Below are 12949 nucleotides of genomic sequence, written 5' to 3'. Positions count from 1 at the left end.
TCACCTACACAATTTATTAACAATTTGCATCCTTAATTACATTCATTACATTTTGTTTTAATCTTTCTATTTTATCTTCAGAATCTTCAAAACTATTTCCTATTACTGAAAAATAAATTTTTATTTTAGGCTCTGTTCCAGAAGGTCTGACTACAAACCAGCTTTTATCCTTCATAACAAATTTAAGTACATTTGATTTTGGAAGCTCTATTATATTTTCAGTTATATTTACCAGATCTTTCTCAATACTTAATTTATAGTCTAACTTCTTAACTATTTCCACTCCACCCAGTGTTCTCTTCATGGAATGTCTTAAATATTCAAGTATTGTTTCTATATCTTCACGGCCTTTTTTACCTTTAAGTTCTATGGAAACTATACCCTCTTTATAAAACCCATATTTGTTATAGAGATTAGTTAATGCTTCATAAAGACTTATTCCTTTCATTTTGTAATATACAGCCATTTCACATATTAAAGTAGCTGCAATTACAGCATCTTTATCTCTTACAAAATCTCCTGCTAAGTATCCATAACTTTCTTCAAATCCAAATATATATTTTTTACTTTGAAGCTCTTCAAATTCTTTTATTTTTTCCCCTATATATTTAAACCCAGTTAAAACATTTATAAGTTCTACATTGTATTCTTTTGCTATATCTTTTACCATTTCCGTAGTCACTATTGTCTTGATTATGACGCCGTCTTCAGGTATTTTATTCAACTCCTTTAATGACAATAAAATATACTCTGTTAAAAGAACCCCTACCTGATTTCCGGTAAGTGCCATGTACTTGCCTTCCCCATCTTTTACTATAATTCCTATCCTATCACAGTCTGGATCTGTTCCAAATATTATATCTGAGTTTACTTCTTTTGCCAAATTTAAAGCTAATTGAAATACCTTGGGATCCTCTGGATTTGGACATTCTGCCGTAGGAAAATTTCCGTCTGGATACTCTTGCTCTTTTACTATGAATACATTTTCATACCCTAATTCTTTTAAAGTTCTCCTAACAGGAATATTCCCGGTACCATGGAGAGGAGTAAATACTATATTTAAATCTTTCCCATGAGAGGCCACAAGTTCCTTTCTTATAACCATTCTCTTTACTTTTTCTATATAAGATTTATCTATCTCTTCTCCTATTATACGCAAAAGATTTTTATTTTTTGCTTCTTCTATGTCCATATGATTTATCTGTGAGAAATCATAAACATTCTTTATATGATAAAGTATTTTGTTTGCAACTGCATCTGTCACCTGCCCCCCATCTTCTCCATAAACTTTATATCCATTATAACTTTTAGGATTATGGGATGCTGTTATAACAATACCTGATTTACACTTAAGTTCTCTTACTGCATAAGAAAGCATTGGAGTAGGATGAAGCGTTCCAAAAAGATTTACTGTTATACCATTTGCACATAAATTACATGCAGCAACCCTAGCAAATTCCTCAGACATTATTCTACAGTCATATGCTATGGCCACAGAAATATTATTTTTATATCTTTCTGTAAGATACCTTGCTAATCCCTCAGTGGTTTTTTCTACAGTATGTATGTTCATTCTATTAGTACCTAAACCTATTACTCCCCTGAGACCTCCCGTACCAAATTCTAAATCCCTGTAAAATCTATCTTCTATTTCCTTTTCATCCTTTATACTTTTTAATTCCAGTTTTTCTTTATCATCCACATAACATGAATTTAACCAGAATTCATATTTTTCTCTATACATATTCTTACCTCCTACATGCAATATTTAACATTTACTATTATACTATAAATTTTGTACTTAAAAACACCTATAATTTTATATTTTACTTTATATACACAATTTTTAAACCTATTATTTATAGATTTTATTATTATGTAAAAATTAGCTGCATGTTATTGAATTTATAGATCAATTAACATATAATGATATTAGTTTTTTATTAAACTTCTGACTAACCCTTTAATTTAAAAAGTTAAAGGGATATTTTTAAGTATCTTGAAATAAATAACAAATGAATTGCTCCGGCATAATAATTAGTTATTCATTTTAAGATGCCTTATGAAAGAAGGTGCTTTATCAAGGTGTATAGATTAGATCAAAGTGAGACTCCACTATTTGATGCATTAATGGAATATGTAAACAGGAATACAATACCCTTTCATGTCCCAGGACATAAAAAAGGTATTGGAATGGATGAGGAATTCAAACACTTTATAGGAGAAAATCCATTTAAAATTGATGTTACTGTATTTAAATTAGTGGATAGCCTTCACCATCCTACAGGTCCAATAAAAAGAGCCCAACAGTTAGCTGCAGATGCCTATGGTTCTGATGCTGCTTTTTTTTCCATTCACGGTACATCTGGAGCCATACAAGCAATGATTATGTCTGTTGTAAATTCCGGAGACAAATTAATAATTCCAAGAAACGTGCACAAATCAGTTACTGCAGGAATTATATTAAGCGGTGCAATACCTGTGTATATGCAGCCAGCCCTAGATAAAAAAGTGGGGATTGCCCAAGGGGTTACTCCTGAAACTGTAGAAGAAACTTTAAAACAAAATCCTGATGCCAAGGCCGTTTTAATAATAAACCCTACTTATTATGGAGTAGCTACAGATATAAAGAAAATTTCAGATATTGTACACAGCTATGATATCCCTTTGATTGTAGATGAGGCTCATGGACCACACCTTGGTTTTAACGATAATCTGCCAATGTCTGCTATAGAAGCCGGTGCTGATATATGCGCACAGAGTACACATAAAATAATTGGTGCTTTAACCCAATGTTCTCTACTTCATGTATGTTCGGAGCGCATTGACATAAATAGGGTTCACCAAGTGCTGTCTTTACTTCAAACAACTTCCCCTTCCTACATTTTAATGGCTTCACTGGATTGTGCCAGAAGACAAATAGCCCTTTACGGAAAGGAACTTTTAGATAAATCTATTGAACTTGCAAATTATGCTCGATATGAAATAAACAATATTGAAGGATTTTATTGTTTTGGGGAAGAAGTAGTAGGAAATGAAGGTGTAGTGGCACTAGATCCAACTAAAATAACTATAACTTGTAGAGATCTTGGTATTACGGGATATGATCTAGATATGATTTTATCAAATAAGTACCATATTCAAATGGAACTTTCTGATTTATATAATGTTCTAGCCGTAGGCTCTTTTGGAGACACTAAAGAAACTATGGATACCTTAATACATGCGTTAAAAGAAATAAGCAGTGAATACTATGTAAAAGAAAATAAAAAATCTGACTTTTTGGATATACCTGATATACCAAGGCAGTTAAAGATTCCTAGAGATGCTTTTAATTCTCCAAAAAAATCCCTGCTTTTGAAAAATAGTATAGGTAGGATAAGCGGAGAATTTTTAATGGCATACCCTCCCGGAATACCAATACTTTGCCCCGGAGAAGAGATAACTAAAGAAATTGTGGACTATGTACAAAAATTAAAGGACACTGGATTATATGTCCAGGGCACAGAAGACCCTGAGGTAGAGTATATAAAAGTAGTAACATGACTTAAATATAAAGTTCAAAGTTCAGATATCAAAGAACAAATATCTCAAATTTCAACTTTGATATCTGAACTTTATACTTTAGACAAGCTCAAGCCTTCAACTAATACTATATCTGCTGCTATGGCATAGTATTTTTTATATGTTCCTCCGTATATATTTTAATTTTATTTCTAATAAGCAACTCTGCTGTAACTCCATTACCGGTTATAATATTTTTTTTAAAACTTCCATCATAAATTTTTTCATAACCACAAGAAGGGCTTTTAGATTTTAATACAGCTTTTTTTATATTAAATTGCTCAGCTATATGTAAAGTTTCATAAGCACCCTTTAAAAAATTATAGGTAAACTCATTCCCTGTTGAAGTTACCACACTAGCTTTTTTATTCAATACATCCTTACCTGTACCTCCACATATTTCACAAGGTTCCCTGGGAGTGCTAAGCCCTCCTAGTTGTTCTGGACATACAGGTATTACTCTACCTTCTCTTATAAACTTCAATACACTCGGAGAAAAACTATTTTTTCCATTGTATTTGGTATTAATTCCACATAAACATGCACTGACTAATATCATTTTTTGTTCCCCTCTACTGTTCACTTTTAACTCTTCACTTTTAACTTTTAACTCTTCACTTTTAACTCTTAATCATTAATTATAAACACCCTTATTTTAACTCTACTATTGTAACTCCAGTACCACCTTCACCATATTCACCAATTCTATAACTTTTTACGTGAGAATGGGATCTTAGCATATTTGTTATGGAACTTCTTAATATTCCAGTACCTTTGCCATGTATTATAGTGACCTCTTTAAGTCCACCCATGTAGGCATCATCTAAATACTTATCTGCAATATACACTGCTTCTATAGAATCCATTCCTCTTAAATCTACTGAAGTAGCCACAGTTTTTAAATTTAGGTTAGCTTCTCTTTTCAATTTGTTACCTTTAGGTTTGGAACCATCTTTAGAAGCCCTTAACTCTTTTAAGTTAACATTTATTTTCATAATCCCTGCTTGAACTTGTACTTCCCCTTTATTATCAGGTTTGGATAAAACCAATACTTTCTGATTTAATGACGGAATAAACACCTCTTGACCTTCTTTTACACACTTAAGCTGCTGACCATTTTCATCCTTGGCTTTATATAAATTTTCTTCCGCATTTTCCATCTTATCTTTAAGCATTTTTCTATATTCTTGCAATTTTTGATTTACTGAAGAAGTATACCCCATCTTTTCTAATTCTCTTATGTCCTTTAAAATCTCATCTGCCTCTTCTTTAGCGGTTTTTATTATTTCCCTTGCCTTTCTGTGGGCCTCCATAATAGACTTATCCCTTACTTGTTGCAGTCTGCTAGATTTTTCTTCATATTTTTCTTTAATCTTAGCTGCTTCTCTCTTTAATATTTCTGCCTCCCTAAAATAATTTTCAGCTTTTATTCTTTTTTCCTGAAGATTTTCAATTAAATCCTCAAATTTTAAAGCTTCACTTTCTATATTCGCTTTTGCATCTTTTATTATAAATTCAGGTAATCCAAGTCTTTTAGATATTTCAAAAGCATTTGATTTTCCTGGTATTCCTATCATAAGCTTATATGTAGGTCTTAGCGTATCCACATCAAATTCCACTGAAGCATTTTCCACCCCATGGCTTCTTAAAGCATATGCCTTAAGCTCACTGTAATGAGTTGTAGCAGCTACCATGCAGCCTCTGCTTTTCAGATTTTCAAGTATGGATACAGCCAGTGCCGCTCCCTCTGTAGGATCAGTACCTGCTCCCAATTCGTCAAATAATACTAAGGAATTTTCATCAGATTTATTGATAATATTAACTATATTAGTCATATGAGAAGAAAAGGTAGACAAATTTTGTTCAATACTCTGTTCATCACCAATATCTGCAAATATCTCTGTAAAAAATCCTACCGTTGAATTTTCCCTGGCAGATATCATAAGTCCACTTAAAGCCATAATATGTAAAAGTCCTATGGTCTTAAGGGTTACAGTTTTCCCTCCAGTATTAGGACCTGTTATAACTAAACAGGTAAAATCCTTACCCATATATACATCCATAGGTACTACTGTTTTTTTATCTATAAGAGGATGTCTTCCCTCCACTATATCCACTATAGAATTCTCACTTACAACTGGAATATTTCCATTTAGCTCACTTCCAAATTTAGCCTTGGCAAAGATAAAATCCAATTCCCATATTATATCTGCATCATTTTTAATTACACCTATGTTGTCATGTATCTCCTTTGATAATTCAGATAATATTCTATCTATTTCCGCTTTTTCTTTTAACTTTAACTCTTTTATTTCATTATTCAAATTTACAAGAGCCATAGGTTCTATATATATAGTTGAACCGCTGGCGCTTTGATCATGAACAAGTCCTGGTACCAAAGCTTTATTTTCTGCTTTTACCGGAAGCACATATCTATCTCCCCTTACAGTATACAAATTGTCCTGTAAATACAAAGAATATGTCCTTATAAGTGAATTTACCTTATCTCTTACTGAAGCATTCTTATCCCTTAAACTTTTTCTGATATTATATAAAAGAGAGCTGGCCTTGTCTGATATTTCATCTTCACTCTCTATTGAAATGAAAATTTTATCTTCTAAATCCTTAAGTGAAACAATACCTGCACAAATATCTTCTATAATTCTAAAGTGCTGTCCTTCTTCTTTTGACTTTATATATTTTTGAAATGCTCTGGAAACTTTTAAAATACCCCCTATTCTTAGAATTTGTGCCGGCATTAATATGGAACCCTTTTCTGCCATTTTTATACCCTGCCTTATATCATAAACTCCCTCAAAAGGGGGAGTTCCCTTTGATATAATGAGTTCTAAAGCCTCTTCAGTTTCCTGCAGGTGCTCTCTTACTTCATATATATTATCATAGGGTTTTAAATTATCTATTAAATCCTTAGCTGCACTGGTATTTGTGTATTTTTTCAACATCTCCTTTACTTTATAAAATTCTAGAATCCTTAATGATTTTTCATTCATTTAAATTTATCCATCCTTTCAAGGCCAAAATTACTTCTATTCCACTCCATTTCTATAATGTGCTCTTGTAAACTCACTAAAGTCACCATTAAATTCTTCTCTTTTAAAATATTTCAATATTTCTTTAGTTCGTTCATAATCTTCATCAATAAAATCCACTCTAAAGCTACGAATACCCATATCTCTTAATTCTTTTATATTCGATATTAAATTCACAGGTACTGTATTATATATATAACTCCTACAAAATTTATCTGTTTTTAATGTGAATTCTTTTTTCTTTCTATCTATAAGTACAAAATCTCCTCTTTTACAGGCTCTATTACAATCTTTAGAACTACATTTACCTCCAAAGGTACTTCCTATAACACAATACTCACTTACCATCAGTTCTATTTTACCATACACTAACATTTGGGCACTAAAATTGCTATTTTTAATAATATCTCTTATTTCACTCTTATTTAATTCTACACTTAAACAATTTCCATTTGTAATCTTATTATAGAAATCTAGAGAAGAACTATTTGTTATATTTAATTTGTAATCCCCAAAAATCTGTACCTTATCTGCAAATTTGCTTATTATACCTAGATTGCCAGTAACTATACCCTGTATTTTACTTAAATTTTCATTTATAAATTCTTCTATATAACTAAATTCTGTCCTTACTATGTTAGGTACTTTAACATATATCTTTTTAAATTTAATATTATTTAAGTCAATAGCTTCATTACCTTTAAACAAATTTACACATACATGCTCAAAATTTAGTTCCAATGCAGCTTTTAATTGTTCATTATTATTTACAACTACCATTTTTTCAGGTAAACAGATTCTATTAAATTTCATTTTTGACATCATACTATTTAAAATATTATTCTTCTTATTTCTTATTAATATATACTGTTCAATTTTATTTAAAAGTTCTCTTCTAGGTTCATTTATATCTGATATAGGTAAGAATCCATCTTGAAAATTTTCAAATTCTATGCTAATAAACTTAAATATGTTATCTCCAGTTTTATTTATACTTTTGCATATTCTCTCTTTACTTAAAGGTTGGTTTAAAGCTTTTAAAACTTTTTTTCCTCCTACTTTAAAATCTTTTCCACTGAAGCTAGTGGCAAGCATAATAGGTTTCCCCACTTGAAATTCTATTTTTAAATGTAAGTTAATTTTTTTCCCATAGGGATTTTTATATATCTCTTGCAATACTTCTAGCTGCAGGGAATCAGAAGTTTTATATATTATGTCACCACTACTATATTTCACAGGAATGATTTTTACTTTTTCTCCCTTGTAAGCTCTATTTACTTCTTGTTGTGATTTAATTATTTTAGAAATAGCAAAACCTTCATCTCTAATCCTAACGCCATCCTTTACCGATATATCCTCACATAAAAGAATGCTTTTATCATTTTCTACCTTCCCTAATTTTATTCCAGTGTTTTTAGGAAAAGAATAAGACATCATATCTTTTCCTTCATTTTTATATAGATAGGCTTTAGAAAATCCTTCTCTATTAAACAATTGCAAAAGTCTTTTTTGAATATAATTATCTTTATATGAACCATTACATAGCTGCAGGGAGCCATTATAAAAATTTTGAATTATGCTTTTATACTCTGATACCACTCCGGCAACATACTCTGGTCTTTTCATTCTTCCTTCAATTTTTAAAGAAAAAGTACCGCTTTCTATTATTTTATGAATTTCTTCAATAGTGCACATATCTTTAGGACTTAAAAGATATCCTTTTTTTTCATTACATTCTTTTTTATTTAATATTTTATAAGGTAACCTACATGGTTGAGCACATCTTCCTCTATTTCCACTCCTCCCTCCAATAATGCTGCTCATAAGACATTGTCCTGAATAGCATATACAAAGGGCCCCGTGTATAAATATTTCTGTTTCTATACCAAGTTCTTTAGATATATATGTTATCTCTTTTAATGAAAGTTCTCTAGAGAGCACTATTCTCTTAAATCCTATTTTATTTAAATACAGGGCAGCTTCCGCATTATGTATTGTCATTTGAGTAGAAGCATGAAGTTCAAAATCTGAAATTTCTGATTCTAAAATACAGGCAAAGCCAATATCCTGTATTATAAGGGCATCCACTCCTACATTATATAAAAATTTGGCATAATCACAAGCTTTCTGTAATTCATTTTCTTTCATTATAGTGTTCATAGTCACATATACTTTTACATTATATAGGTGACAGTATTTTACTGCGTGTATTACAGCATTATCATCAAAATTATGAGCATAAGCCCTAGCAGAAAATTTGTTTCCTCCTAAATAAACTGCATCTGCCCCTGCTTGAACTGCAGCATACAGACTTTCCAAATCTCCTGCAGGAGCTAGTAACTCTATTTTTTTCATAAATTTATCTCCTATCATATGTCAATTTACAATTCACAATCCACAGTTCACAATTCACAATTACAGTTATTATCTCCCACCTTTAAGAAGATGGGAGTATTAGCTAATTACCCCGTTCGGATAAATTCTTATTTATAGTACCATAAAATAATAGAATTATACAATAAACTTAAACAAAGGAAACACTAAGAGGATTGAGTAAAAAATCTTTTTTAATAAATCTATAAACTTCATGTGTACATTTCTTGTCTTTTAGAATAGTATATATCAGGATATAAAACAACATTATTATCCTACACTTTTTTTAAAAAGGAGATAATAAAATGGATAACAATAACTTTTATTCTGATTCTAGTGCTAGATGCAGTGCTAGGGTTATAAATGCGGATACACTTCCACTTGCTCATAATTACCCATGGCCACAAGGAGAATTTAAGATTCCAAAAGTTCTTGCAGAACTTGTAATTCAGATAGATTCAGAATCAAAGATAAGACTAAATGAACCTTCTTATGAAATAAAAAGAATAGAAAAACAAATATTTTTAACTCAATGCAGATATATTGCACCAACTAATAAAGTATTCATCGAAGGTTATATAAGAAAAAATATAGAATATGCTGTAAGAGAATGCGTAACAGAAGACACAACAGAATGCAAAAAAGGATCTGGAATAGGCGGAATTATTAAGGACACTACTGTTCACGTTCCATTTAAAGTCGCTACTGAAGTAGACTTTGAACATTTTCCAAAAGTTCATCCAAATCTTCCTCCTAGAGTAGCTAGGTATTTTGATGCTAAAAGAAGTGGAAAGAATATAAGAGAAGCAGATAGATCCAATGTTGAAATTTTTAATGAACCTATTTTTTGTGAACTTGAATGGTCTGCAGTTTTTGATGCAGATATTGATGATAGAGGTATTCCAATTGATGGATTTATCAATGAAGAAGAATTTGAAGAATTCACTGACAAATCAGTTGTATATTTATGCTTGAAACTATTACAGAAACAACAAGTTTCATATTTGGATACTTGTAATGATTACACTGGAAATGCTCCTAAACAAGGTGTTAAAAAACAAGTTAGAAAATCACACCCTACACTGGATTCAGACTGGAATTTTCCAATTAATGAATTAAAGCAAAGAAAATAATATTTATAGAAATAGGAGCTAGTTTCTAAAACTAGCTCTTATTGAAGTTAACAAAATATATTATAATGCATATTATATATAGAAAGTAAAATTCAAAATGTAATTAATACATAAACAAAGGATAGTGATGTGGGTAATATATTTTTAACTTTAAAAATCTGGACCATGAATTATTTTGCTATATAAATCCTATTAATAGAGAAGTAAATACTTTATTGACCAGCCATTATTTACTATAAAAAGATCACACCTATGATTTTTAAGCATAATATATAATGTAAATATTGTATACTTCTCAAAAGGAGGAAAACTATGTCAATAAGCTTTAATAATTTCACACCACGTCCTGGACTTGTAAATAAGCAAGGATGCCTGCCGGACCCATCAGAATTAGTTTGTATTGAGGTACCTAAAGTTTTTGACCAATGCTTAATTAAAAGATGTCTTTTTTATGCTGAAGGACCTGATACAGATACCACAGACTGTGAACTAAGAAGTAACCCATTAGATGAACCAAAAATATTTGCAGGTTGTAGAGACTTCAAAATTACATTAAAATCCATAGAGCAGATTCCCATTCTAGGAAAAGATGGATTTAAAAAAATAATTATTCGTTACGTTATATCCTTTTATGCAGACTATATTGATTGCAATGCAGTAAATAAATGCGAGTTTTTTGAAATCAATAGAAAAGATGTAATTGGCAGCTTCTATTGTCCAGATTCATTAGCCAAGGTATCCAGCACCCATGTAACATCTGATAGCTCAGACGACTGCGATACAAACATTATAAAACTTGAAATGGTGGCAGATGCACTTCAAGGTATACTAACTGAATGCAATAATAAAAAATATCTAGATATTACTTTAGGTTATTATATTATAGTTAAATGTCAAATAATAGTACAGCTGTTAATACCTGCTTATAGCTATTGTCCAGTACCTAAAGAGCCATGTGCACCTGAACCTGAGGAAAATTTATGCGATAAGTTTAATAATGCTCCTGTACCTAAATTTTATCCTGACCAAAACCTAAAACCATTATTTGCTGACCGAAATCCTGGATCAAGAATAGATGAAAATGAGTATGAATATGAAGATGAGTATGAAGATGAAAACCATGAAGAATATGAATAAAATTATGTAGAAGAATATTCTAAGTTAGAATATCAATAACAATATTAAACTTTCATAATTACACAATATTAAAAGATATACAAAAGGTAACAGTAAAATTATAAATTTAAAAGTTATAAGATGTACTTGTAGACATATAAATAAAGGCTATTTGCTTGAGGCAAGTTACCTAAGCAGTATATTATGACATAAATTAAAGAAGGAGCATATTAAATTACTCCTTCTTTCTAAATAATTTCGTCATTAAGGACTGACTTCTTTCAAACTCCAATTCTTGTTTAAGTCTATTATTCTCATCTATTAAACGCTCTATCTCTTCTTTAAGCATCTTGTTATCTTTCTCCTTTTTATTTAAATTATTTTTCATATTATTATTAAACATTTTTTGCTTTTCCAGTTCATTCTTTGTCTCATCCAGTTCCCCTTGAATATTTTGTTTAACTTCCATAAAAAAATTACAGTGTTCTTTTAATTTCTTTTTTTCTTCAAGTATTCTGTTAATTTTATTCTCATATTCCTGCACAATAAACTTTTTCTTTTTCATATTAGTACTAAATGAATCAATCTTCTCTTTAAGAAGGCTATTTTCATAACATATCCTTCTAAATTTATCTTTTATTTCTTCAATGCTCCTATCATCAGAGGCAATAATAGAATCATCTTCTGATTTTTCTTCTTCTACCTTAGGCGTCTTATTGTCAGCTAACTCTTCAAAAGATAAAATATATAAATCTTCATCTTCCGTACCATAAGTTATATATGTTCCAATTATATTTCCCATATTTAAAAAATTGTATGATCTAATAGGTGCCTTTAATTTTTTATTAAACTTAGCCGGTCTTTCCCACTTTCCAAAATTGTATTCTGAACAAAGTATATTGCTTTCTTCATTCCAGCAGGTAAGTATTTTATTATTTATATAAAATATGATTGGTTCAACAGGATCTACACTTCCCTTGTAAATTTCATGCTTTCTTATATTGACATTTTCTTCAATACGAACATGTTCAAGTGAATATATAGACCCTTCTCTGGATTTATTAATTATGTTAAATGCATAACCTGTATTTAATACTTTAAACATTATGTTATCACCTTGAATTCCATAGAGTCTTTTAGCTTCAGTCCATGAATTTTGATTATACATGCAATAACTTAATGATACCTCATCCCCCCTGTTTGAAACAAAAAAAACATCGATACAATTTTTTTTCTCTAATTGTATTTCATAATACCTGTCAACTTTATCTGATAAAATTATATATTGAATGGTATATAGTTTTATATCTCTGCCATCCCAAACACAATGTTTTAAAATTCCACGTTTACTGCCATCTACTGCGGCTAATAAATAAAACACGTGCATTTTGCCCTGCAAAATTATAGCTTTCAACTCTTGTACTTGAAAATTATCCTTCTTGATATCATAAACTTTTTCTCCAATCCATTTATCCTCTTTTCTTGTACAGTATTTCAATTCATTCTTTTTATTTACATACAATATATGAATTATTCCATCTTCTATACATATTGCAAATTCAATTATACCTATGTCAATAATTTTTTCTTCAGTCCATTTTTGTTTCTGATGCATTATTTTATACATTAATTCAGCATTATCATTCAGGTAAATTTTCCACACATCATTGTTTTCAGTAATAAATATCCACGGATATTTGTTAGTCATCATAT

At 30.3% G+C, this 12949-nt stretch carries 8 protein-coding genes; 3 read left to right on the top strand and 5 right to left on the bottom strand.

The window, feature by feature from the left end; translation table 11 throughout:
- Window positions 1–16: 16 nt before the first annotated feature.
- A complete protein-coding gene (locus ACJDU8_RS03300; protein ID WP_406790722.1) occupies window positions 17–1744 on the bottom strand; it encodes a phospho-sugar mutase in 1728 nt (575 codons plus the stop codon).
- Window positions 1745–2085: 341 nt separating this feature from the next.
- Here ACJDU8_RS03300 and ACJDU8_RS03295 point away from each other — a divergent pair, with 341 nt between their 5' ends.
- On the top strand, window positions 2086–3546 hold the full coding sequence (locus tag ACJDU8_RS03295) for an aminotransferase class I/II-fold pyridoxal phosphate-dependent enzyme (protein ID WP_406790721.1): 1461 nt from the start codon (window positions 2086–2088) through the stop codon (window positions 3544–3546).
- 118 nt (window positions 3547–3664) lie between these two features.
- On the opposite strand, the gene ACJDU8_RS03290 is transcribed toward ACJDU8_RS03295, so the two are convergent.
- From ACJDU8_RS03290 to ACJDU8_RS03280, 3 genes are all read right to left on the bottom strand, one after another.
- Window positions 3665–4123: a 2-thiouracil desulfurase family protein gene (locus ACJDU8_RS03290; RefSeq protein WP_406790720.1), complete on the bottom strand. Its 459-nt coding sequence runs from the start codon at window positions 4121–4123 to the stop codon at window positions 3665–3667.
- Between the two features lie 91 nt (window positions 4124–4214).
- A complete protein-coding gene (locus tag ACJDU8_RS03285) occupies window positions 4215–6575 on the bottom strand; it encodes an endonuclease MutS2 (protein WP_406790719.1) in 2361 nt (786 codons plus the stop codon).
- Window positions 6576–6611: 36 nt separating this feature from the next.
- Window positions 6612–8969, bottom strand: coding sequence for a U32 family peptidase (locus ACJDU8_RS03280; RefSeq protein ID WP_406790718.1), 2358 nt, complete (start codon window positions 8967–8969; stop codon window positions 6612–6614).
- 323 nt (window positions 8970–9292) lie between these two features.
- Here ACJDU8_RS03280 and ACJDU8_RS03275 point away from each other — a divergent pair, with 323 nt between their 5' ends.
- Window positions 9293–10120, top strand: a complete 828-nt coding sequence (locus tag ACJDU8_RS03275) for a CsxC family protein (RefSeq protein WP_406790717.1) — start codon at window positions 9293–9295, stop codon at window positions 10118–10120.
- A 312-nt stretch (window positions 10121–10432) separates the two neighbouring features.
- Complete coding sequence (locus tag ACJDU8_RS03270; RefSeq protein WP_406790716.1) at window positions 10433–11257, top strand: hypothetical protein; 825 nt, start codon at window positions 10433–10435, stop codon at window positions 11255–11257.
- 214 nt (window positions 11258–11471) lie between these two features.
- Here the strand turns inward: ACJDU8_RS03270 and ACJDU8_RS03265 are convergent, their stop codons facing one another.
- Window positions 11472–12947 (bottom strand): synaptonemal complex protein 1, encoded by a 1476-nt coding sequence (locus ACJDU8_RS03265; RefSeq protein ID WP_406790715.1) that lies wholly within the window; start codon window positions 12945–12947, stop codon window positions 11472–11474.
- Window positions 12948–12949 lie beyond the last annotated feature (2 nt).

Source organism: Candidatus Clostridium eludens (assembly GCF_045310515.1).
In the GTDB taxonomy this organism is placed as follows: domain Bacteria; phylum Bacillota; class Clostridia; order Clostridiales; family Clostridiaceae; genus Clostridium_B; species Clostridium_B eludens.
The sequence above is the reverse complement of the archived record's forward strand: the minus strand, read 5'-3'. Positions and strand labels throughout refer to the sequence as shown.